Source organism: Nitratireductor mangrovi, from assembly GCF_007922615.2.
Taxonomy (GTDB): Bacteria; Pseudomonadota; Alphaproteobacteria; order Rhizobiales; family Rhizobiaceae; genus Mangrovimarina; species Mangrovimarina mangrovi.
Genome location: NZ_CP042301.2, coordinates 4,019,770 through 4,043,158, shown reverse-complemented (window position 1 = coordinate 4,043,158; position 23,389 = coordinate 4,019,770). Strand labels below are relative to the sequence as shown.

The window sequence follows — 23,389 nt, the reverse complement described above, 5'->3', positions numbered from 1 at the left end:
TCGAAACGGACTATGAAGCGGTGAACGTCGCACACACAAGGGAGCGGCGCCAAAGGCTGCAGGTCGCGGAGAGAAAGACGCCATGACGACGATCGTGTCCAAGCCCAAACGGATCACCGTTTTTGGCGGATCCGGCTTTCTCGGACGCCACGTCGTGCGCGCACTCGCCAGGCGCGGCTATCAAGTGCGCGTGGCGTGTCGCCGGCCCGACCTCGCCGGGCATTTGCAGCCGCTCGGCAATGTCGGCCAGATCCAGGCCGTGCAGGCCAACCTGCGCTACCGCTGGTCGGTCGACCGCGCGATGGAGGGCTCCGACCATGCCGTCAACATGGTCGGCATCCTCGCCGAATCACGCCGCCAGCGCTTCGACGCCGTGCAGGATTTCGGCGCCCGCGCCGTGGCGGAAGCAGCACGCGCGGTCGGCGCCGGCATGACCCAGATCTCGGCCATCGGCGCTGATACCGGCTCCGCCTCTGCCTATGCCCGCACCAAGGCGCTGGGCGAACAGGCGGTGATGGAGACGATCCCACAGGCTGTGATCTTCCGCCCGTCGATCATGTTCGGCCCGGAGGACGAGTTCTTCAACCGCTTTGCCAACATGGCACGGTTCTCGCCCGTGCTGCCGCTGATCGGCGGCGGCGAGACCAAGTTCCAGCCGGTCTATGTCACCGACGTCGCCGAGGCGGTCGCGCGTGCGGTCGATGGCAAGGTCGGCGGCGGCGCCATCTACGAGCTCGGCGGCCCCGAGGTGCTCAGCTTCCGCGAATGCATGGAACACATGCTCGAGGTGATCGGGCGCGACCGCGGCTTCGTCAACCTGCCGGTGTCGATTGCCCGGCTGCAGGCATGGTTCCTGGAATTCATGCCCAACCCGCTGCTGACGCGCGACCAGGTCACCCAGCTGATGGTCGATAATGTCGTCTCCGAAGCTGCAATGGCCGAGGACCGTACCTTGCAAGGGCTCGGCATCCGGCCGCAGGCGATTGAAACCATCCTGCCGACCTATCTGTGGCGCTATCGCAAGACCGGTCAGTTCGTCACCGGCAAGGTGGCCTGACCTGCTCCTGGAGACTTTCGCCGGTTTTCTCCCCGATGCGCTGCCGGGCTTGCCTGCCGCCGTCCTGGTCGTCGCCAGCTTCTTCACCTCGGCGTTGACCGCCGCCTTCGGGGTCGGCGGCGGCGTGGCCATGCTGGCGCTGATGGGGCTGTTCATCCCTGTCGCGGCGTTGATCCCGGTACATGGTGCGGTACAGCTCGGCTCCAACACGGGCCGCGCCTGGCACCAGCGCGCCAATGTCCGGCTTGGCATTGCCATCCCGTTCGTTATCGGCAGCATCGTCGGCGCCGTCGGCGGCGCATTCTTCGTCGTGCAGCTTCCCGACGCCTTGCTCAAGCTGGGCCTCGGCTTGTTCGTGATTGCCGTGACCTGGACCAAGATTCCAGGCGCCGACCGGCTGGGAGCCGCCGGGCTCACACTGGGCAGCGCGGTGCTCGCCTTCGTCACCATGTTCGTCGGCGCCACCGGCCCGCTGCTTTCGGCGTTCTTCGCACAGCTCTTCCCGGACGACCGCAGGGCGCTGGTGGCAACGCACGCCGCCGGCATGACCGTCCAGCATGCCCTCAAGATCGTCGTCTTCGGACTGGCCGGCTTTGCCTTCTGGCAATGGCTGCCCCTCATCGTGCTAATGATCGGGTCAGGCTATCTGGGCACGGTCTACGGAACGAGATTGCTCGAGCGGCTGCCTGAGCAGAGCTTCAGGCGCTGGTTCCGGATCGGCATCACGCTGCTGGCGCTCGACATGATCCGACGAGGCCTAATGGCGCTGATCTGAGGCTCAACCCCAGATCAGCAACGCGATGAGACCGACGCTGCCGACGACGAGCCGCCACCAACCGAACAGGCTGTAGCCGTGGCGGGACACGTAATCGAGCAGGTAACGCACCACAATGACCGCCATCACGAAAGCCAGGACGAAGCCGACCGCGATGATCGGCAGGTCGGAGGCCGAAAGGATGTCGCGGTTCTTGTAAAGATCGTACGCGAAGGCGCCGGCCATGGTCGGCATGGCGAGGAAAAAGGAGAACTCGGCCGCCGACCGCTTATCTGCACCAAGGAGCAGGGCGCCGACGATCGTCGCGCCCGACCTCGAGGTGCCGGGAATCATCGCCAGGCACTGGAACAGGCCGATTTTGAAACAAAGCCCTATCGGATAATCCATCACCTCGGTGTGGCGCGGTTCGATCGCCCAACGGTCGACCCAGAGCAGGATGACGCCGCCGATGATCAGCATCACGCAGATCAGCATCGGCGTTTCGAAGAGCACCGTCTTGATGAAGCCATGTGCGCTGGCGCCGATGACCGCGGCCGGCAGGAAGGCGATCAGAATACCGAGAACGAATCGCCGGGTGCGCGGGTCGGACGGCAGATCACGCAAAATCTGCAGCAGCCGGCTGAAATAGACGGTCAGGATCGCCAGGATCGCTCCGAGCTGGATCAGCACCTCGAACGCCTTGCCGGTCGATTCGAACCCCAGAAAATGCCCTGCCAGCAGGATGTGGCCGGTCGAGGACACCGGGATGAACTCGGTCAGCCCCTCGAGGAGGCCGAGCATCGCCGCATCGACGATCGTCTGCTGTGCCATCGTGATTCTCCGGAGTGCCGATGCGGCTGCGGCTTGCGTGTGCTGTTGCGCGCCCCTAAGAGACGGGCCCTGATTTGCGGTCAGGCGAAAGGCGCGCGAGACTTAGCCCGCCGGCCGCGAAAAGGCCATAGGCTTGAGCACATTGCGGACCATGCTGACACTGTTTCATCACCCTCTTCTTGCCTCCTGTCGTTTCGTCCGGCTCGCCTTCGGCGAGTATGGCGAAGAGCTGCAGCTGATCGAGGAAAAGCCGTGGGCGCGGCGCAAGGAGTTTCTCGAGATCAACCCGGCCGGAACCCTGCCAGTCCTTCTGGCGGAGGGTGATACGCCGATCGTGGGTGCCGGTGTTGTTGCGGAATACCTTGACGAGACGCGCGGCGCGCTGATGCGCGAGCGGCGGCTGCAGGCCGACGATCCCTTTGCACGCGCCGAAACACGGCGGCTGATCGACTGGTATCTGGTGAAGACAGACAATGAGGTCACGCGGCATCTGGTGCGCGAGCGCGCCTTCAAGCCGATGATGACCAGCATGCAGGGCGGCGGCGCGCCCGATTCGACGGCGATCCGGGCGGCGCGCGCCAATGTGAAGCCACACCTGAAATACACCAACTGGCTGGCCGGTACCCGCGACTGGCTGGCCGGCGAACGGATCTCCTATGCCGATCTGGCCGCCGCGGCCGCACTTTCGGTGCTCGACTATCTCGGCGAGGTGCCGTGGGAGGACTACCGCGCGGCGCGCGAATGGTACGGCCGGATCAAGTCGCGACCTTCCTTCCGGCCGCTACTTTCCGACCGTGCCTCCGGCCTGTCGCCGGTCTCGCATTACGCGGACCTGGATTTTTGACCGTGGCTTCGTCCGCGCGGCATGACAAGAGCCCCCTGCGGACCCTCGTTCAACGCGAGGCCAAAGCGGCCGGCTTCGATCTGGTGCGCATCACGCGGCCGGACGCGGTGCCGCAACTGCCCGAACGGCTGCAGGCCTTCGTTGACGCCGGACATCACGCCACAATGGCGTGGCTGGCGGAGCGTGCGGACACGCGCGCCGATCCGCGCCGGCTCTGGCCCGACGTGCGATCGATCATCATGCTGGGCATGAATTACGGGCCCGAGCACGACCCCCTTCTCGATCTTCAGAAGCGGTCGTCGGGCGTGATTTCGGTCTACGCGCAAAACCGCGACTATCACGACGTCGTCAAAGGCAGGCTGAAGCTCGTCGCCGGCAAGCTCGCCGCGCGCAGCGGCGCCGGAGTCAAGGTGTTCGTCGATACCGCCCCGGTGATGGAAAAGCCGCTGGCCGAGGCGGCAGGGCTCGGCTGGCAGGGCAAACATACCAATCTCGTGAGCCGCGACTACGGCTCATGGCTTTTCCTCGGCTCCATCTTCACCACGGCTGACATCGCACCCGACGAAGCGGAAGAAGATCATTGTGGCAGTTGTCGCGCCTGCCTCGACATCTGCCCGACCGACGCCTTTCCCGCGCCCTACCAGCTCGATGCGCGGCGCTGCATCTCCTATCTCACCATCGAGCATCACGGTCCGATCCCGCGCCAGTTCCGCGTGGCGATGGGCAACCGCATCTATGGCTGCGACGACTGCCTGGCGGTCTGCCCGTGGAACAAATTCGCGCAGCGCGCGTCAGAGGCGAAGCTCGCGGGCCGTGCGGATCGCAAGGCGCCGAGGCTGAACGAACTGCTGGCGCTCGACGACGCCGCGTTCCGCCAACGCTTCGCCGGCTCGCCGGTGAAACGGACCGGGCGCGATCGCATGGTCCGCAACGCGCTGGTGGCGGCCGGCAATTCGGGCGATGCCACGCTGGTGCCGAAATGCCGCGACCTGCTCGACGATGCCGCGCCGGTGGTGCGCGGCGCGGCGGTGTGGGCGCTGTCAAGGCTGATGCCGGCTGGGCATTTCCGAGCCGTTGCCACGGAACAACCGGCAGAGAGCGACGAGGGCGTGAGGCAGGAATGGCGCGATGCGCTGGCCGAGACCGGCGGCGCGCGAGGAACGCAGGAGCACGCATGAGGCTGTTCATTTTCGGTGCCGGTTTCTCCGGCCGCGCGATCGCGCGCAGGATGACCGGTGAGGCCGAAACGATCGTCGGCACGACACGCTCGGCGGAGAAGTTCGGTCTGCTCCACGCTTCCGGCATTGATCCCGTCGTCTTTGACGGCCAACTGGATGCGCGGGCTTCCGAAGCGCTCGAGACCTCGACGCATCTCGTGGTCTCGGTTGCACCAGGCGCCGGCGACCCGGTCCTGCAAGCCGTTGGGGACGTCCTTCGCGACCGAATGAAAAACCTCGTCTGGATCGGCTATCTCTCGACCATCGGCGTTTATGGCGATCATGATGGCGACTGGGTCGACGAAGAGACACCGCCGGACCCGGCCTCGCGCCGTTCCGTTGAGCGGGTCGCCGCCGAAGCGGAATGGCTGGCGCTCGGCCAGTCGGTCGGTGTTCCCGTCGCGGTGCTCAGACTGTCCGGTATCTACGGGCCGGGCCGCAACGCCTTCCTCAACCTCAAGAATGGCAAAGCGCGGCGGATCATCAAGCCGGGCCAGGTCTTCAATCGCATCTTCGTCGAGGACATCGCCGGCGCCACCGCGCATCTGGCTGCGGGCAAGACCGGCGGCGTCTTCAACGTGACCGACGACCTGCCGGCGCCACCACAGGACGTGATCGCCCATGCGGCGCAACTGATGGGTGTGGTACCGCCTCCGGAGATCCCGTTCGAGGAAGCGGAGATGACGCCGATGGCGCGGTCTTTCTGGGGCGAAGCCAAACGTGTTTCCAACCGCCGCATCCGCGCGACCGGTTACGAATTCGTCTGCCCCGATTATCGCTCCGCACTCGCCCGAATGTGGGAGGCCGGAAACTGGCAGGCCGAACCCGGCGCCTGATCGCGTCGCGCCTGGCCGGCGGGCATGATATGATTCGCGGGTGGGGGCTCGATCCGATTGTCCGGGAGCGAATGATGCGATTTTTCCGACTGCGCCGCCTTGCCGCAATCCTCGCCGTTCTCGGGGCGGCGGCATCGGCATCGGCCACGCCCGCCCATTCCGAGCAACTGGCCAAGAATCTTTTCGGCCACAAGCAGTTGCCGGCGGCCACGGCGCCGCAGTCCTGGGGCTTTTACTCCAAGGGGTGCTTTTCAGGCGGTGTCGCCATCGCGGTCGACGGCCCCAACTGGCAGGCCATGCGCGTCTCGCGCAACCGGCGCTGGGGCCACCCGCAGATGATCCGACTGATCGAGAGGCTGTCGCGCGAGGCAGCCGCCGACGGCTGGCCCGGCCTGCTCGTCGGCGACATCTCGCAACCCCGCGGCGGACCGATGCTTTCCGGCCATGCCTCGCATCAGATCGGGCTCGACGCCGACATCTGGCTCACCCCGATGCCGAACCGCCGGCTGACGGCGACGGAACGGGAGAACATGAGCGCAACCTCGGTCTTGAAAGGCGACTCGCTTTACGTGGACGATCGCATCTGGACGCCGGCACATGCGGCATTGCTCAAGCGCGCGGCAAGCTATGGCGCCGTTGAGCGCATTCTGGTTCACCCGGGCATCAAGAAGAAGCTCTGCGACACGGTCAGCGGTGACCGGTCATGGTTGCGCAAGATCCGCCCGTTCTGGGGCCATCACTATCATTTCCACATTCGCATCGGCTGTCCGGACGGCTCGCCCGGCTGCAAGGGCCAGCAGCGTACCGCGGCCGGCGACGGCTGCGACAAGTCGCTGGCCTGGTGGTTCACCGACGAGCCATGGCGTCCGGCCAAGGGCCCGGCCAAGCCCAAGGCGCGCGACATCATGACGATGGCGAGCCTGCCGGCTGCCTGCCGCCAGGTGCTCGAGGCTCCCTCGCCGGTTTCCGAGGCTGTGGTGACGATCGACGGTGCCGATGCGGTCGTCGCGCCGCCGGTTGCGGCCAGTGCCTTCGCACCGACACCCGCACGCGAGATTCCCCTGCCGATGCCGCGTCCCTCGCCTTGAGGCGCGACTTCGCCGAAACAACGCGCTTTTCAGCCTGCGGCACTTCGCCTATACGGTTTAAACCGTTTTAGCCGGAAGCGGGACAGCGAGGGGAAATGGCTGCGAAGCTGCGTCTGGCGCTGATCGCGCACGACCAGAAGAAGGACGATCTCGTCGCCTTCGCCGGCAGGCACGAGGCGATGCTGTCCGGCTGCGCCGTGTTTGCCACGGGCACGACAGGCGGCCGCATCGCCCAAGCCTGTCCGTCGCTCGACGTGTCGGCCATGAAAAGCGGACCGCTCGGCGGCGACCAGCAGATCGGCGCGATGATTGCCGAGGGTGGCATCGATGCCCTGATCTTCTTCGTCGATCCCCTGACCGCCATGCCGCACGATGTCGACGTCAAGGCCCTGATGCGGCTCGCGATCGTCTATGATATTCCGATGGCTCTCAACAGGTCGACCGCGGAGATGGTTCTGCAACATCTCCGGCGCCCGACCGGCAACCAGAAGCGAAACGACGGCAAGTGAACATCATGTCCCCTGCAGGTGACGCCGAAACGGTCATCAAGTTCCCGATCCTGATCGGCGATATCGGCGGCACCAACGCCCGTTTCGCGATCCTCGTCGATTCCTATGCCGAGCCCAAGGAGTTCCCGATCGTCGCCACCGCGGATTTCGCGAATATCGACGACGCGATCCAGAGCGCGATCCTGGACCGGACTTCGATGATCCCGCGCTCCGCCGTTCTGGCCGTCGCCGGCCCGATCGACGGCGACGAGATCGCGCTCACCAACTGCGACTGGGTCGTGCGGCCGAAGGTGATGTCCCGTGACCTCGGCCTCGAGGACATTATCGTGCTCAACGATTTCGAGGCGCAGGCGCTCGCCGTGGTCGCGCTTGGCGCGGAACACATGGTCAAGATCGGCGGCGGCGAAGCGGAGCCCAATGCGGGGCGGATCGTGCTCGGTCCGGGTACCGGCCTTGGTGTGGCCGGGCTGGTTCACGCCTGTCACACATGGATTCCGGTGCCCGGCGAAGGCGGCCACGTCGACATGGGGCCGCGGACGGCGCGCGACCTGCAGGTCTTTCCGCATCTGGAACAGATCGAAGGCCGCATATCGGCCGAGCAGATGTTGTGCGGCCGCGGGCTCGTCAACCTCTACCGCGCGGTCGCCCGCGCCGACGGCGGCAAGGAAGCGCTTTCGACGCCGGCCGAGATCACCGCGGCGGCCATCGAGGAGACCGATGCGGTCGCGGTCGAAGCGCTGTCGATGTTCGTCGTCGGCCTCGGGCGGCTTGCCGGCGACCTGGCACTCGTCTTCATGAGCCGCGGTGGCGTCTACCTGACCGGCGGCATCGCACAGAAAATCGTGCCGGCGCTCAAAAAGCCGGCCTTCCGCGAAGCGTTCGAGGACAAGGCGCCGCACAGCGAGCTGTTGCGGGACATTCCCGTCTACGTGATCACGCATCCCCTCGCCGCCCTGACCGGCCTTGCCGCCTACGCCCGTACGCCGTCACGCTTCGGCGTCGAGATCGATCACCGGCGCTGGGTCACGCGGTGACCGCCACGCCGCTCACCCAGCGGCGCAGCTTGACGGCTGTGTTGCGCTGAAGGCATAGGCAACCGGACGACAGGACGCTAAGAGGTATCGCCGCAGCCGGTAGGGCCTCGTCCGGCCGTTGCCCGTGGCCGAAACGATCGGAACAGCACTTGACGATACCCGCAAGCAACAGGGAACCGGTCGATCCCGGCGAAGTCGTTGCGATCCTGCGCCGCGTCATGCGCGAGAACGGGCGCGAATACATCCCGCACTACGCCGTGGCGCTGGTCTGCCTGTTGGCCGTGGCCGGTACCACGGCCTTTGTCGCCTGGATCATGAAGGATGTCGTCGACGGCATCTTCAACGAACGGCGCTATGACCTGATCGCTCTGATCTGTGGCAGCATTGCCGCCGCCTTCATCCTGCGCGGCCTAGCCACCTACGGCCAGGCGGTGATGCTGGCCAAGATCGGCAACAATCTGGTGGCCCGCTATCAGCGGCGCCTCTTTGCCCATCTGATGCGCCTCGGGGTAGACTTCTTCGCCGACCACAGGTCGGGACAGCTCGCCGCGCGCATCAACGAGAATGTCAGCGGCATCCGCGACCTGCTGGCGATGACGGTCACGTCGATCGCTCGTGACGCCGTCCAACTGGTGGCGCTGGTCATCGTGATGATCATCCAGGACCCGCTGCTGTCGCTCGTCGCCTTCCTGATCGGCCCGCCGCTGATTTATACGGTCAACCGGCTGATGCGGCGGCTGCGGCGCGTGACGCGCGAATCGGTCGAGATCAACTCGCACCTGATCGGCGCCATGCAGGAAGCCGTGCAGGGCATCACCATCGTGAAGGCCTTTACGATGGAGAGCCAGCTCTCGGAGAAGCTGTCGCGGCTGATCGCCGATGCCGAGCACCGGGCCAACAAAATCGCCCGCGTTTCCGAGCGCACGACCCCGATCGCCGAAATCCTCGCCGGTTTCGCGGTGGCTGGGGTCATCGCTTATGCCGGCTACCGCGCCGCCTTCGAGCAGGAACCGCCCGGCGCGGTATTCTCCTTCATCACCGCGATGCTGCTGGCCTACGATCCGGCGCGCCGCCTGGCGCGCATCCAGGTCAACATGGAGCGCTCGCTGGTCAATGCCCGGATGATCTACGAGATCCTCGACATCCAGCCGCTGCAAAAGGACAAGGCAGACGCCGCGGAGGTCGAGATCGCGCATGGCGACATCCGCTTCGACCATGTGACCTTCGGCTACCAGCCGGGTCACCCGGTGCTGCAGGACGTGACGTTCAATGCCGCGGCCGGCCGCACGACGGCCATCGTCGGCGCCTCCGGCGCCGGCAAGACGACGATCATCTCGCTGCTCCAGCGCTTCTACGACGTGTGGGGCGGCAGCATCTCGATCGACGGCCAGGACATCGCCAAGGTGACCAAGAGCTCGCTGCGGCGTTCGATCGCCTATGTCTCGCAGCAGCCCTATCTGTTCGAGGGAACCATTCGCGAGAACATTCGCTACGGCCGTCCCGACGCAAGCGACGCCGAGATCGAGGCCGCCGCCGCACAGGCCCATGCCGACGCCTTCATCACCGGGCTGCCACACGGTTACGACACACTGGTTGGTGAGAACGGCATGTCGCTGTCTGGCGGACAGCGGCAACGGCTGTCGATCGCCCGCGCCATTGTCCGCAACGCGCCGATCCTGCTGCTCGACGAGGCCACCTCGGCGCTCGACAATGAATCGGAGGCGCGTGTCCAGCAGGCGCTGGAAACGGTGATGCAGGGACGAACGACGATCGTGGTCGCGCACCGGCTTTCGACCGTGGTCAATGCCAACCACATCGTGGTCCTCGACGATGGCCGCCTGATCGAGGAGGGCAGCCATGCCGCGCTGATGCGCAACCGCCATGGCGTCTACTACCGCTTCAATCAAATGCAGGGCGCCAAAAACCTGGAACTGGTGCGCGACGTCGCAGACGAGCCGGAAACACGCGGCGGGCGCAAGGCTGCCGGGGGTCCGTCATGAGCGACATGAACCTGGTCGTTGTGGGGGCGGCCGGCCGCATGGGCCAGGCCCTGATCCGTGTCATCCACCAGACCGAGGGCGTGCGTCTGTCAGGCGCTGTGGAACGCTCCGGTTCGCCCTTCGTCGGCCGCGACGCCGGCGAGCTTGCCGGCATCGGCATCCTCAACGTGGCGGTCAGCGACGATCCGCTGCCGGTTTTCGCGGCCGCCGACGGCGTGCTCGACTTCACCACACCTGCCGCCACGGTCGAATTCGCCGGCTACGCCGCGCAGGCGCGCATCGCCCATATCGTCGGCACCACCGGCTGTTCGTCGCAGGACGATGACGCCATCGCCGCCGCGGCGCGACACGCCACGATCGTGAAGTCCGGCAATATGAGCCTCGGCGTCAATCTGCTCGGCGTTCTGGTGCGGCAGGCGGCGGCCGCGCTCGACGAGGCGTTCGACATCGAAGTGGTCGAGATGCATCATCGCCACAAGGTCGACGCGCCCTCAGGGACGGCGCTGCTGCTCGGCGAACAGGCGGCAGCCGGGCGTGGGTTCGAGCTTGCCGACAACAGCGTCAGGGTGCGGGACGGGCATACCGGCCCGCGTCCGGGCGGCGCCATCGGCTTTGCCACGCTGCGCGGCGGATCCGTCGTCGGCGAGCATCAGGTGATCCTGGCCGGCGAGGGCGAGCGGGTCGTGCTTTCGCACCTGGCCGAGGACCGTACCATCTTCGCGCGCGGCGCGGTGAAGGCGGCGCTGTGGGCTCACGGCCGCAAGCCGGGGCTTTATTCCATGCTCGACGTGCTGGGGCTCGCGGACAAATGACCAGTCACTGGATCGGCACGGCCGCGGCCGTCCATGTGAAGATCGCCGTCGATGGCGGCTTCGCGATGTTCTCGCATGGCGAACTGAAGGCGATCGAGAAGGTGCTGCCGGGTGACCGGGTCGCCTATTATTCACCGCGTGAAGGCTACAAGGAAGGCGCCGAACTGCGCGCCTTCACCGCCATCGGCACGGTACTGGAAGGCGGCCCGGCCGAGCGCGAGATGACTGCCGGCCATGTCGGCTGGTATCGGCCCGTGCACTGGCTGGCGGCGAAGCCCGCCGACATCTATCCCCTTCTCGACCGCTTCTCCTTCGTCAAGAAGCGCAGCCATTGGGGCATGTATTTCCGCAAGTCACTGTTCCGCATCGGGCAGGACGACTTCAACCTGATCGCCGAGGCCATGGGCGTCGGTGACGATTTCGACCGACAGCAGTAGGAGCTTTCATGTCCGGCACCCTCGTCCTCGTGCGCCACGGCCAGAGCGAATGGAACCTGAAGAACCTCTTCACCGGCTGGCGCGATGTCGACCTGACCGAAAAGGGGCACGAGGAGGCGAAGGCGGCCGGGCGCATCCTCAAGGATCGCGGCTTCTCCTTCGACATCGCCTATACGTCGGTGCTGATGCGGGCACAGAAGACCTGCCAGCATGTGCTCGACGCGCTCGGCCAGAGCGACCTCGAGACGGTGCGCGATCTGGCGCTCAACGAGCGCGACTATGGCGACCTGGCCGGGCTCAACAAGGACGACGCACGTGCAAAATGGGGCGAGGAACAGGTGCACAAATGGCGCCGCTCCTACGACATCCAGCCGCCTGGCGGCGAGAGCCTGAAGGATACCGGCGCGCGGGTCTGGCCCTATTACCTGCACGTTATCCAGCCGCACGTGCTGCGCGGCGAGACGGTTCTGATCGCGGCCCACGGCAATTCGCTGCGCGCCCTGATCATGGCGCTAGACGGGCTGGCACCGGAGGAAGTGGTCAAGGTCGAGATCGGCACCGGCATCCCGATCATCTACCAGCTCAACGCCGATTCGACGGTTGCCTCGAAGGAGATCGTCGACTGATCCGGCCTGCCGTCATTGCCGGCCACAGGCCGGCAAAAGCCGATTGACACGGCCATGCCGCCCGCATAAACGGGGCGGCGCACCTGCCCAGGTGGCGGAATTGGTAGACGCGCACGGTTCAGGTCCGTGTGCCGCAAGGCGTGGAGGTTCGAGTCCTCTCCTGGGCACCAAATCGCTGTTTCACGCAGTCCGAATAAGACCCAGAAACAGCATCAGAAGCCCGGCTAGCCGGGCTTTTTGTTGCCGGCTAGTCCGGGGCGGTCCAGCGCTGGCCGTTGGTATCCCGAAGGAATGTTGGTATCTTTGTTGGTACACAGCTGACGAAGATAGTCGGCACTGACCTAGGATACCAACAATGGCTCTTTCAGACGTCCAGTTGCGATCACTGAAACCCTCTTCAACGACACGGAAAATCAGCGACGGTGGCGGTCTCTTCGTACAAGTGACGCCGAGCGGTTCAAAGCTGTGGCGGCTGGCCTATCGGTACGACGGCAAACAGAAGCTTCTTGCCTTCGGCAGCTATCCTGCCGTTTCGCTGGCGGATGCTCGCACAAGGCGGGACAATGCAAAGCGATTGCTGGCGTCGGGGATCGACCCGTCCTCTCATGCCAAAGCCGAAAAGGCAGCGAGACGGGCGGCCGTCGAAGACACCTTTCAGGCGGTCGCAGACGAGTTCCTGGGCAAAGTCGAGCGCGAGGGAAAGGCCGATGCAACTTTGAAGAAAAAGCGCTGGCTTATCGGCCTCGCTGCCGCTGACATTGGACGGCAACCCATCTCCGACATATCGGCAGCCGACGTACTGGCTCCATTGCGCAGGGTTGAAGCTCTCGGGAACTACGAGACGGCGCGCCGCCTCCGAGCTGTCGTAAGCCAAGTCTTCCGCTACGCTATCGCGATTTCGAAGGCGACCAACGATCCCACATTCGGACTACGGGGCGCCCTGGTCGCGCCCAAGGTGACGAACAGGGCAGCTCTCACGGACTGGCCGAACTTCGCCGGATTGCTTCGAGCGATCTGGTGTTACGAAGGAACCGTAGAGACACGCGCCGCCCTCAAGCTCATGGCGCTGCTATACCCACGCCCCGGTGAATTGAGACAGGCTGAATGGAAAGAATTCGACCTCAACGACGCTACCTGGACCATCCCCGAGTCGCGCAGCAAAATGCGTCGCCCGCACTGTAAACCTCTCCCGGCGCCTGCGCTCGAAGTGCTGCGCGGTCTCAAAGAGCATACTGGCACGCGCCGACTGGCCTTCCCGTCAATACAGTCCCCCGAGCGACCGCTAAGCGAAAACACCATGAACGCTGCTCTTAGGCGCATGGGCTTCTCGCAGACCGAGGCGACATCGCATGGGTTCCGAGCGACGGCATCTACCCTACTGAACGAAAGCGGAATGTGGTCACCAGATGCGATTGAAGCGGAATTGGGACATGTCGGCGCCGACGAGGTCCGTCGCGCCTACCACCGCGCCCGCTACTGGGAAGAACGGGTGAAGATGGCCGAATGGTGGGGGGCGGCCATCCTCAGCAACTCTCGTGGTCGAGTGATCGACGCCGGTAAGTCCTAATGCCTTTACCTCAGGCGACGAGGAAGTTGTCGTTGGTGAGGGCGAGGCCGGTCGAGAGCGATGCGAACTGGACCTGCCCCTGCGCGCCATTGCCGTCGACGTCGAAGAACAGGCTCCCGGTGCCGGCATTGTAGATGATGCGGTCGTCGGCATCGGCCGCGGCCGCGCCAACGCGAAACGCTGCGGCGGTCAAGCCCCCGGCGCTCAATCCGGTAAAGATGCTTGAAGCGAGGCGGATCATGTCGTCCGCGACCACGAAATCGAGGATCGCATCGATATTGCCGGCGCCGAGCGCGGTGTCGAAGATGAAGAGGTCGTCACCGCCTCCGCCCACAAATATGTCGGCCCCCTCCTTGCCGTTGATCTCGTCGTCGCCGGCAAGACCCTCGATCCGGTTGGCGCCCGCGTTACCGGTCAGGAAGTCGGTCAGCGCAACGTTGGTGCCGATCAGGTTCTCGATGCCCGACAGCGTGTCGCCATGAGCGTCGCCACCCAATCCCGCGCCGGTCGACAGGTTCACGTTTATTCGGCCCGTCGAGGCGGAATAGTCCGCCGTATCGACGCCGCTACCGCCGATCAGAACGTCGGCCCCGCCAAGCCCGGCGAGCAGATCATTACCCGCCAGCCCCTGGATATGATTGGCGCCACCATCGCCGGTCAGAAAATCAGTCAACACCGAGTTGGTCCCGATCAGGTTTTCGATGCCGGACAGTATGTCGCCATGCGCGTCACCGCCCAGCCCGGTGCCGTTCGAGAGGTTCACGTTGATCCGCTGCGTCGAGGCCGAGTAGTCCGCCGTGTCGAGGCCGGTTCCGCCAACAAGGACATCGGCCCCGCCGAGCCCTGTCAGGATGTCGTTGCCGGCAAGACCCTCGATCCGGTTGGCGCCACCGTCACCAGTGAGAAAATCGGTCAGCGCGACATTGGTGCCGATCAGGTTCTCGATGCCCGACAGCGTGTCGCCATGAGCGTCGCCACCCAATCCCGCGCCGGTCGACAGGTTCACGTTTATTCGGCCCGTCGAGGCGGAATAGTCCGCCGTATCGACGCCGCTACCGCCGATCAGAACGTCGGCCCCGCCAAGCCCGGCGAGCAGATCATCACCCGCCAGCCCCTGGATATGATTGGCGCCGCCATCGCCGGTCAGAAAATCAGTCAACACCGAGTTGGTCCCGATCAGGTTTTCGATGCCCGACAGCGTGTCGCCATGCGCGTCACCGCCCAGGGCAGTGCCGTTCGAGAGGTTCACGTTGATGCGGCCCGTCGACGCAGAGTAGTCGGCCGTGTCAACGCCGCCCATGCCGTTGATCTGGTCGGCGCCGGCCAGCCCGGCAATGACGTTGTTGCCACCATCTCCAGTCAGGAAGTCGCTCAATGACGAATTGGTGCCAATCAGGTTCTCGATGCCCGACAGCGTGTCGCCATGCGCGTCACCGCCCAGGGCAGTGCCGTTCGAGAGGTTCACGTTGATGCGGCCCGTCGACGCAGAGTAGTCGGCCGTGTCGACACCCCCCATGCCATTGATCTGGTCGGCACCCGCAAGCCCGGCAATGATGTTGTTGCCACCATCGCCGGTGAGAAAGTCGCCCAGCGACGCGTTGGTGCCGATCAGGTTCTCGATCCCGGATAGCGTATCGCCATGCGCGTCGCCGCCCAGCCCGGTGCCGTTCGACAGGTTCACATTGATGCGCTGCGTCGAGGCCGAGTAGTCGGCCGTGTCGATGCCGCCCATGCCATTGATCTCGTCGGCACCCGCCAGGCCGGCGATCGTGTTGGCGAACGCGTCGCCGGTCAGGAAGTCGGTCAGCGACGAGTTGGTACCGATCAGGTTCTCGATCCCGGATAGCGTGTCGCCATGCGCATCACCGCCCAGCGCCGTGCCAGTCGAAAGGTTGACGTTGATCCGGTTTGCCGAGGCCGAATAGTCCGCCGTGTCGATGCCGGTGCCGCCGATCAGAACGTCAGCCCCTGCAAGGCCAGCCAGGAAGTCGTTGCCCGCCAGTCCCTGGATGTGGTTGGCGCCACCATCTCCAGTCAGGAAGTCGCTCAATGACGAATTGGTGCCAATCAGGTTCTCGATGCCCGACAGCGTGTCGCCATGCGCGTCACCGCCCAGGGCAGTGCCGTTCGAGAGGTTCACGTTGATGCGGCCCGTCGACGCAGAGTAGTCGGCCGTGTCGACACCCCCCATGCCATTGATCTGGTCGGCACCCGCAAGCCCGGCAATGATGTTGTTGCCACCATCGCCGGTGAGAAAGTCGCCCAGCGACGCGTTGGTGCCGATCAGGTTCTCGATACCCGAAAGCGTATCGCCATGCGCGTCGCCGCCCAGCCCGGTGCCGTTCGACAGGTTCACATTGATGCGCTGCGTCGAGGCCGAGTAGTCGGCCGTGTCGATGCCGCCCATGCCATTGATCTCGTCGGCACCCGCCAGGCCGGCGATCACGTTGTTGCCGGCATCGCCGATGATCACCTGGGCGAATTCGTTTCCGATCAAACTTACGCCTGTGGAAGCTCCCGAGTTTGCGGCGGCCAGAACTTCGATCTCCGAGGGGGCGGCCAGACGGTAGTCGACCAGCGCGAATACACGATCAAACCCCTGTCCGATATCCTCGGAAACCAGATCGAAACGGCTGTCGACAAAAAAAATGTCATCACCGTCGCCGCCAAAAAGATGATCGTCGCCGCGGCCGCCATCCAGAACATCGTCGCCCGCATAGCCGAAAATCTTGTCGTTGCCGCCGCGTCCGTCAACGTGGTTGGCCGCGTTGTTGGCCGACAGGACGTTCGCCAGTTCATTGCCGACAATGTCTACCGAAGCGCCGCCTGACAGGAGGAAGGTGCTCTCGTCCGGCCCAAGGACGTAGCTGGTGCCGCTTTGCGGATCACGCTCGGGCATGACGCCGTCGTCGTTTCTGATGACGCCCGAAGCCTGAGCCTTGCCGAGTTCAAACCCAGCGCTCGGATTGCGAAGCATAACGGTGAACGTTTCATCAGCCTCAGGGACAGTGTCCGCGGAGACTTCCACCTGAAGCAGCTTGGACGTCTCGCCTACCGCGAAACTGATCAGGCCGGATGGGAAGTTGGGCCCGACGAAATCTCGCACGTTGGCCGGATCGATCCCTTCGCCAAAGCTGAACCATTCCACACTTGCGGCCTCACCAGCAAAGGCCTCGGGCCGGAATACCTCAAATACGAACTGGGCAACTCCGCTGTTCGACTCAGCCCGTTCCGCATGATGCGCCCGAACCTCAAATTCGGGATTCGGATTCGGATCGTTATCGAGCAACGTGTATTTGACAACGTGCTCGGGTGCGCCGTTGGGCAGAACCGCACCTGACACGTTCGTAATCACGGCCAAAAATTCTTCCGTACCTTCATATTTATTGTCATCAATCAAAAATATAAATTCTGGATCAGAAAGTATATTCCCTGACGTTATTGTCGCGGTGAAGGCTTGCTGCCGGTAGTCGACGTCTGCTTCTGCCGAAAGAGGCCGCAGAAAAAAATCGAATGTCACATCATGATCGACAGCATGTGACAGCCGCACCGAGTACGCGCCGCCGATCAGGCCCTCCTTCCCGGTTCCTTCCGGCAATTCTATCCCACCGGAAGTGACATTGTTCGGGTCGATCCAGATGAGGGGTTCGTCGCTTACCAGCGGAGACCCGATGAGGCTGAAAGTGTTGGGGCCGTCGGGTACCGATTCTTCCTGCTCCAAGAGGAGAAAATACTCGCCCGGCTGGAGGGCGGCGCCCTCGGCCAGGGCGTTGGCAATGTCATTTACTTCAATGCCGTCGAACCCTGGCACGTCAGCGAAAACCAGTTCGCCGGCTCCGTCAAAGATAAACTGCGGCCACTCGCCGAAGGAAACGAGGGTGAGCGGTTCGTCAAGCTGGATTCGGTAGATTTGGCTTGTTTCCCCCGGGCCAAACTGCAGATGAAGTCGCTGCATCGAATAAGGATCGATGGTGCCTAGGTCGATGGCCTTGTTGGCCATTTCTTCGGCATTGGTCGGAAAAGGATCCGCGGAATCGTCGTCGACGATTACGATTCCAGTGTCCCAGTCGTCGATCGACCGGCCGAAATAGCCGTTGACGAGGTTTGACAACCTGACGTCGACGACTTCAAGTCGCTCGGCGATGTCGTCGCCATGCAATGTAACAGCAATCTCACCGGAGGTCTGTCCGGCGGCAATCGTGAGAGTTCCGGCGACCGGCACGAAGTCGTCGCCCACGGTTGACGGGAACCCGTTCGAGCCTCGAACGTAGGCCTCGTAGTCCAGTGATACCGCCTCGGAAAGGGCGTGACTGAGCTCGACCTTAAGGATAGCCGTCTGGTTGGCGTCGGTTTCGTAAGCGAGAGTCGGCATGACCGTGACAAGGGGCGGATTGGGGCCATCGTCATTCAAGATCGTGGCCGTCGCCTGCCCGTCTGCAATGAGAACGTTGTCATAGTCGGGATGCGCACGAACGCCGAGAACGAGCGGTTCGTCCGGTTCATTGTCGGCATCGGTGCGGACGGGCACATCAAAAACAATGCGATCCTCACCAATACCAAACGTGAACGTACGGCTGCCCAACCCCCATGTAGTATCATCATTCAGGCTTTGCGGGGTGGTTCCGAGCGTACGTATACCAACACGAACACCGCTCTCCTGATCAAGGTCCCCAGCGCGTGTCAGCTCGAAGCGAAAGTTTGTCGTTCCATCGGGCGAACCATCGCCGTCTACATTCGTCCCTTCCGGCAATTCTGTATCCAGCGCCCTGATCGATACGTAGACATCCCCCGCAGGCGAAGCTGGCGTGTTCCCATCATCGTTGATTATGCTAGCGTAGGCGGTATCATCGAGAACTTTGACGCCCGGGGACCGGGCTTCAGCCGTTACGCGGAAATATTCGTGGGGCTCGCTTTCTCCGTCTCCCCTGACACGAACGTGGAAGTGCTCCCTGGTATCGCCCGGGCCGAAGGTGACATTTAGCGAAGGATAGCCGCCTCCCACAAAATCGTCCGGATCGGCCGCGGCCGCGCCATAACCCTCTACCTCAAAACGCGCCTTGGTGGTCACGCTCAGGTCGCCCGAGCGGTGCAGCGAAAATTCGTAGACGGTTTCCGTACCTTCCGGCCCTTCAACCTGGCTGATCGACGTCTCACGAAGTTCCAGAAACACCGGCCCCGGCGGCATCGTCTCCGGTTCCGGATCGGGGGTAGGATCGCTCTCACCGTCATCGTTGCGGATGACGCCTTTCCTGATTGCGATCAGATCGCCGGAGGCCAGTTCGGCACCGCTCAGGTTGGAAACAATAATCGAGTAGGTTTCATCCGGTTCGATGTCCCGGTCGCCCAGGATGACCACCGGTACGCGGGCCGTCAACGCGCCTGCGGGCAGGACGAAGGTGGTCGCATTGAATTCCAGGTCGACATTGGTTGTCGCCTCGCCATATTTCGTTCCGCCGAGGGCCGAGTAGATGAACGACACGGGGCTTTCAGCCGCGTGGGAAAGATTGACCTCGAAGTAGGCCGTTCGGGTGCCGGAATTCCCCTCCACCACACTTTGCGGAGCGTTCACAAACAACAGGGGTTCCGCCGAGCCGGGCGGCGGCAGGCCGGGCGGAGACGGGTCGGCCTCAGGCAGCGGATCATGCGTAGGCGGCGGGTCATCCTCGAATCGTTCAAGAAAATCCGTCACCCCGATCTCAAAGCCATCAAATATGAGAGATTCGATCTGGACCAGTCGGTCGATACCCTGATCAAATCTCGTCGCCTCAAGGCGGAAATCCAACGGGTTCGCAGCGCCGACCAGCTGATAGTATTCCACGCCATGTTCGAAGACAGCGCGGTCAAAACCGGCGCCGCCATGAAGCGTATCACTTCCGTCGCCGCCAGCGAGGAAGTCATTTCCACCTCGCCCTGAGAGGATATCGTTACCTCCGCCGCCATCGAGAAAATCGTCGGTATTCACCGAGGAGCTTGAGAAAAATTTCTCTGCTCCCGGTCCACCAATGAAAAGCTCGTTTTGTGCCCCGTCCGAGAAGAATTCTCGATTGAGATCGTCGCCAATCGTAATGCTTCGATCAATCCAGTCGTCCTCAAATACATTCCTCAGCAAAGACTCTGATATGGATGTGATTGATCTTTTGTATGGAACATCTCCTCCAAACATTCGATGTTCGTCGACCACCAGATGGAATCCGGGTATCTCTATATCAACAACCCTACCCGAGTGCCGGTCACCCGAAACAATTTTTGGTATTATTCCGTTTGAAACTATGTCTTCCGTGTGGCTTATGTTAACAACTTCTCTCTCCGTCTTTGTGCCATTTATTAGATTTGATCCCGGGGAGCCAAATGTCACTATTCTATATTCAAATTGTGAGTAAAGGGGGTCGTTTTCTGCTTTTGCGGCAAACCTCTCTGCCATAGATCCACCAAGACTATGGCCGCTTATTAATACTTTGTTTATGCCAATGCTTTTTGCATAGCTCAGAGCGCCATCTATCAAAGGTGTAAGCAGTTGAAAGTGGTCATGCTGAGTAACTGCATCAAAATAGTCTTCTAACAGTTTGTAAATAGGGCCGTCTGATCTATATATAAAGCTGGTCGCTGCTCTCAATATTTCGAACTGTGATCCGGAAAACGAGATGGCTAAAGTATCGTCTACTACTGCGGCAAACCCCGCTGCGTTTTCGTTCTGGTAGCGTCCGCCGTCGCCGATCCAGGATTGATTGAGGGAGTAGCGAGCGCCATTCGTTGGCTTCAAGTCCTCAAAAGTGAGGGCCCTCCAATCTGAAGTCGCCAGCTCATTGCGCAGATCGTTGTCATTGTAGTAGGCCAGCGAGGCGAGCCGGGCAAAAACCGGAAGTTGTGAAGCCTTGATCGACATGTTCCACTCCCGCACCAAGGAGGCGCACATGCTCCGCGACTTCTTTGAACCCAATGGTCAAGACAGCCTCGCGGCAAGCACGATCTAGTGTATGCCTGAACTGCGTTTCTATTCTGAATTGTAGCACTGGCCGCCCGCGAGTCTATCGCATAACCTGCAATCCAAATGCGAACGGCGGGGGCATTGCGTGGGTGTCGTCGGTCTCAAAGGCGAACTTCTCAAAGACCTGCTCGAAGCGCAGCGGCGCTCCGGCGGCAATGATCTTGCTGCCTTGTGGGACCGCGTGCCTGGCGGGGCGGCAAAGGAAGAGCCACCCCCGAGCCCCGACAATGCAACTGTCTATCGCTGGATACAGGGGCAACTGCCGCGCAAGAAGTCGTTCATGCGATTGTGCGCCGTGCTGGATGTCGATCCGCTTGCGCTGCTCACCGCGCGCGACGGAGACATGGACAGGGCGATCGAGCACCTTCTCAGTTCCTTTCAGCTCGAGCATTGGCACAATCCGGCCCTGTCCTTTCTGAAGGACTTCTTCGGCCGTCAGAAAAGCTGGCCTCCGGCCGCGTTCGCGCGTCAATGGTACGGGCGGGATTGGATCGAGCAAGACTTCGAACATGAGGCAAGCTCGAAGAGGAACTACTATGCAACGGTCGAGATCGCGGGTTGCGGTCCCGTCTTTTCCGAGCGCCCGCAGATTTGCCATTTCGCGTTTCGTATCCCGGGATTTTTTCGCAACCGCTGGCTGGAATTCGGGATTGTCGAGCGACATGGACGTCAGGTGCGCCTTTTCCACATCAATGGCCATGTCGACAGCTACGTGGCAGAGGATCCGTCCGATCCTTCTCTCGTCGAGATGTGGTTTGGTCCCGGCCCGGCAGTGTTCCGGGTCGCATCGCTGCATGCGTTCTCGTCCAGGGTGACAGGCGAAAGCCGTCCCGATCAGGTGAAGGTGCGCTTCCCGGGCTGAGCGAGCAGTCCGGTTCCGATCATTGGCGACCATACCGAACTTGGCAGTATACTACTCCGCGAATCGTGGAGAGCGAGACAGGTACCCTGCCGGTGGCGAAACTGCCGCAGTTCGATGGGATAGAATATCTTGTTCGCAGGCGTCATCCCGACGGATGCTTGTCGCTACCTGCGGTCGACTCATCATCAAGGCTCAGTCCGGCGCAGCGCGGAGCAAAGGCACTTGCAGATACCTATCGGGCAGAACTTCGCGCCCTGCCGACCAGTGAACTGCAGCGGCTAGTCGATGATGAGCGGGCCGTCGAAGCTGACGAAGCGCGCCAGAAGGCAGTGGCCGACGAGACTGCCCGCCCCTTCAACCGGCCGGATGCCCGGGCAGACTTCAAGTATTGGGCCAAGGCATCCTATTGGACTGTCGAAGAAGCCGTCGCACTGTCGCTCGGCCGTGATCCGCGGTTTGCCAGTTGGGACTATCTCAAGACCCTTGCGGCGACTTCTCCATTCGCCGTGGAGTACGCTGCCAAACGCGAACTGGTCATGCGGGCAAAGACCATGGGCCAGCTGTGGGACCAGACGAGCCCGTCAACCTTCCTCGCATGGGCTGACAGAATGCGCTTCGCGATGCCCGTCGAACTGGTGGAAGCAGTCACGGCGCTAGGCATCCAGATATGCGACTGGAGGACACTTTACGAGCAACAGAAGACGTTCACGGATCAAGCAAGGGAAGAGCTTGCGAAAGAACGCGCCGCTCACGCGGCCGCGCTTCAAGATCATAGCGAATCGCTGGCGAAATCGCGCGATCAGCAAGCCGAACTGACCGAAGGCTACAAGAGATTGCTCGACAAGAAAGATGCGGTCCTAGCGGAGCGAGATGAACAGATCGCTCGCTGCCAAGCACGGATCGGAGAACTTGAAGCGGCCGCGACTACGATTGCGGAAAAGTCACTCGGCACGAAAGAACGCGACAGCCTTCTCAGGATGGTGGGCGGCATGGCAGTCGGCGGCTACGGCCTCACGCCAACAGAAGGCCGGCACAGGCAAACCAAAGAGATCGCCGACGACCTCGAACGTGCCGGCGTACCGATCGACGTTGACACGGTCCGCAAATACCTTGCCGAGGCCAAGCAGCTCCTTCCGGGCGAAGAACCAAGCAAGGACTGAAACCGAATTCGGTCAGGCCCAAACCGAATTCGGCCACCATACCAGCCGTCCTTTCTAGAACCGCCTCACCCCCAACAGCACGAGGCGGCACCATGACAAACGAACTTCCCGTGACCGGCTTCGTCCGGCTTGCGTCGATCCTCTCGCCGGGCGGCCCAATCCCGGTGAGCAAGTCGACCTGGTGGGCGGGCATAAAGGACGGCCGGTTTCCGAGACCTGTCAAGCTGGGCGCGCGCATCACGGTCTGGCGTGTCGAGGACATACGCGCGCTGATCGAGAACGGGGCGGACTGACATGGCGCCCCGCCGGTCCGGACGAGGCGTGAAGCTGCATCGCAGCTACACCGTCGACGAGGCGGCGCGCGCAACCGGAGCCAGCAAGGGCACAGTGCGGCGCTGGCTCCGGAATGGCCTGCCCGCGATCACGGACCAGCGACCTCTCCTGATCATCGGCGAAGACCTGATCGCTTTCCTCGGTCGACAGAAGCGCCAGCGCCAGCAATGCAAGCTGCACGAATGTTATTGCTTCTCGTGTCGCCGGCCGCGTTCGCCTGCTTTCGGTGAAGCCGAATTCTTTCCTCTTTCGGCATCGAGCGGCAATCTCCGCGCGCTTTGCGAGACGTGCACAACGATCATGCACAAGCGCCTCGCGGTGTCGAAACTGGACGAACTGGGCGCAATTCTCGATGTCACGATCCAGCAGGCCGACCAACACCTAAGTGAGATGCCGAAGCCCTGCCCGAATGATCACTTCGCAAAGGAGGGTTGATC

General features: G+C 62.9%; 19 protein-coding genes and 1 tRNA gene. 18 read left to right on the top strand and 2 right to left on the bottom strand.

Annotated elements, in window-relative coordinates; all coding sequences use genetic code 11:
• Nucleotides 1-82: 82 nt before the first annotated feature.
• Together FQ775_RS19880 and FQ775_RS19875 are read left to right on the top strand one after the other, a co-directional pair.
• Nucleotides 83-1,057: a complex I NDUFA9 subunit family protein gene (locus FQ775_RS19880; RefSeq protein WP_146298118.1), complete on the top strand. Its 975-nt coding sequence runs from the start codon at nt 83-85 to the stop codon at nt 1,055-1,057.
• Between the two features lie 49 nt (nt 1,058-1,106).
• Nucleotides 1,107-1,832 (top strand): sulfite exporter TauE/SafE family protein, encoded by a 726-nt coding sequence (locus FQ775_RS19875; RefSeq protein ID WP_246730185.1) that lies wholly within the window; start codon nt 1,107-1,109, stop codon nt 1,830-1,832.
• A gap of 3 nt (nt 1,833-1,835) precedes the next feature.
• Here FQ775_RS19875 and FQ775_RS19870 read toward each other — a convergent pair whose 3' ends face one another.
• The gene (locus tag FQ775_RS19870; RefSeq protein ID WP_146298117.1) at nt 1,836-2,642 is read right to left on the bottom strand and encodes an undecaprenyl-diphosphate phosphatase; all 807 of its coding nucleotides are present in this window, start codon (nt 2,640-2,642) and stop codon (nt 1,836-1,838) included.
• Between the two features lie 151 nt (nt 2,643-2,793).
• Between FQ775_RS19870 and FQ775_RS19865 the strand changes: the two genes are divergently transcribed.
• From FQ775_RS19865 to FQ775_RS19810, 12 genes are all read left to right on the top strand, one after another.
• Nucleotides 2,794-3,486, top strand: coding sequence for a glutathione S-transferase family protein (locus FQ775_RS19865; protein WP_146298116.1), 693 nt, complete (start codon nt 2,794-2,796; stop codon nt 3,484-3,486).
• A gap of 2 nt (nt 3,487-3,488) precedes the next feature.
• Nucleotides 3,489-4,664, top strand: coding sequence for a tRNA epoxyqueuosine(34) reductase QueG (queG, locus tag FQ775_RS19860; protein ID WP_246730184.1), 1,176 nt, complete (start codon nt 3,489-3,491; stop codon nt 4,662-4,664).
• On the top strand, nt 4,661-5,539 hold the full coding sequence (locus tag FQ775_RS19855) for an SDR family oxidoreductase (RefSeq protein WP_146298114.1): 879 nt from the start codon (nt 4,661-4,663) through the stop codon (nt 5,537-5,539). The genes queG and FQ775_RS19855 overlap by 4 nt, the downstream gene beginning before the upstream one ends.
• Nucleotides 5,540-5,613: 74 nt before the next feature.
• The gene (gene mepA, locus FQ775_RS19850; RefSeq protein WP_146298113.1) at nt 5,614-6,627 is read left to right on the top strand and encodes a penicillin-insensitive murein endopeptidase; all 1,014 of its coding nucleotides are present in this window, start codon (nt 5,614-5,616) and stop codon (nt 6,625-6,627) included.
• 95 nt (nt 6,628-6,722) lie between these two features.
• Nucleotides 6,723-7,136, top strand: coding sequence for a methylglyoxal synthase (locus FQ775_RS19845; RefSeq protein ID WP_146298112.1), 414 nt, complete (start codon nt 6,723-6,725; stop codon nt 7,134-7,136).
• A 5-nt stretch (nt 7,137-7,141) separates the two neighbouring features.
• A complete protein-coding gene (locus tag FQ775_RS19840; RefSeq protein WP_146298111.1) occupies nt 7,142-8,170 on the top strand; it encodes a glucokinase in 1,029 nt (342 codons plus the stop codon).
• 218 nt (nt 8,171-8,388) lie between these two features.
• Nucleotides 8,389-10,170: an ABC transporter ATP-binding protein gene (locus FQ775_RS19835; protein ID WP_146301813.1), complete on the top strand. Its 1,782-nt coding sequence runs from the start codon at nt 8,389-8,391 to the stop codon at nt 10,168-10,170.
• On the top strand, nt 10,167-10,982 hold the full coding sequence (gene dapB, locus FQ775_RS19830) for a 4-hydroxy-tetrahydrodipicolinate reductase (protein WP_146298110.1): 816 nt from the start codon (nt 10,167-10,169) through the stop codon (nt 10,980-10,982). Before FQ775_RS19835 ends, dapB begins: the two co-directional genes overlap by 4 nt.
• Nucleotides 10,979-11,419 carry an EVE domain-containing protein gene (locus tag FQ775_RS19825; RefSeq protein WP_146298109.1) on the top strand — a complete coding sequence of 147 codons (441 nt, stop codon included), beginning with the start codon at nt 10,979-10,981 and terminating at the stop codon, nt 11,417-11,419. Before dapB ends, FQ775_RS19825 begins: the two co-directional genes overlap by 4 nt.
• A gap of 8 nt (nt 11,420-11,427) precedes the next feature.
• Complete coding sequence (locus FQ775_RS19820; RefSeq protein ID WP_146298108.1) at nt 11,428-12,045, top strand: 2,3-bisphosphoglycerate-dependent phosphoglycerate mutase; 618 nt, start codon at nt 11,428-11,430, stop codon at nt 12,043-12,045.
• Between the two features lie 85 nt (nt 12,046-12,130).
• Nucleotides 12,131-12,215 (top strand) — tRNA-Leu (locus FQ775_RS19815).
• A 185-nt stretch (nt 12,216-12,400) separates the two neighbouring features.
• On the top strand, nt 12,401-13,612 hold the full coding sequence (locus tag FQ775_RS19810; RefSeq protein ID WP_146298107.1) for a tyrosine-type recombinase/integrase: 1,212 nt from the start codon (nt 12,401-12,403) through the stop codon (nt 13,610-13,612).
• Nucleotides 13,613-13,622: 10 nt separating this feature from the next.
• Here the strand turns inward: FQ775_RS19810 and FQ775_RS24040 are convergent, their stop codons facing one another.
• Nucleotides 13,623-20,495 carry a Calx-beta domain-containing protein gene (locus tag FQ775_RS24040; RefSeq protein WP_246730183.1) on the bottom strand — a complete coding sequence of 2,291 codons (6,873 nt, stop codon included), beginning with the start codon at nt 20,493-20,495 and terminating at the stop codon, nt 13,623-13,625.
• A gap of 187 nt (nt 20,496-20,682) precedes the next feature.
• On the opposite strand from FQ775_RS24040, the gene FQ775_RS19760 reads away from it, so the two are divergent.
• The 4 genes from FQ775_RS19760 (at nt 20,683) to FQ775_RS19745 (ending at nt 23,387) form a co-directional block, all read left to right on the top strand.
• A complete protein-coding gene (locus FQ775_RS19760) occupies nt 20,683-21,459 on the top strand; it encodes a hypothetical protein (RefSeq protein WP_146298762.1) in 777 nt (258 codons plus the stop codon).
• 92 nt (nt 21,460-21,551) lie between these two features.
• Nucleotides 21,552-22,619, top strand: a complete 1,068-nt coding sequence (locus FQ775_RS19755; RefSeq protein WP_146298763.1) for a hypothetical protein — start codon at nt 21,552-21,554, stop codon at nt 22,617-22,619.
• Nucleotides 22,620-22,711: 92 nt separating this feature from the next.
• A complete protein-coding gene (locus FQ775_RS19750) occupies nt 22,712-22,912 on the top strand; it encodes a helix-turn-helix transcriptional regulator (RefSeq protein WP_146298764.1) in 201 nt (66 codons plus the stop codon).
• Between the two features lie 28 nt (nt 22,913-22,940).
• Entirely contained in the window at nt 22,941-23,387 is a 447-nt protein-coding gene (locus tag FQ775_RS19745) for a helix-turn-helix domain-containing protein (protein WP_146298765.1), read from the top strand.
• Nucleotides 23,388-23,389 lie beyond the last annotated feature (2 nt).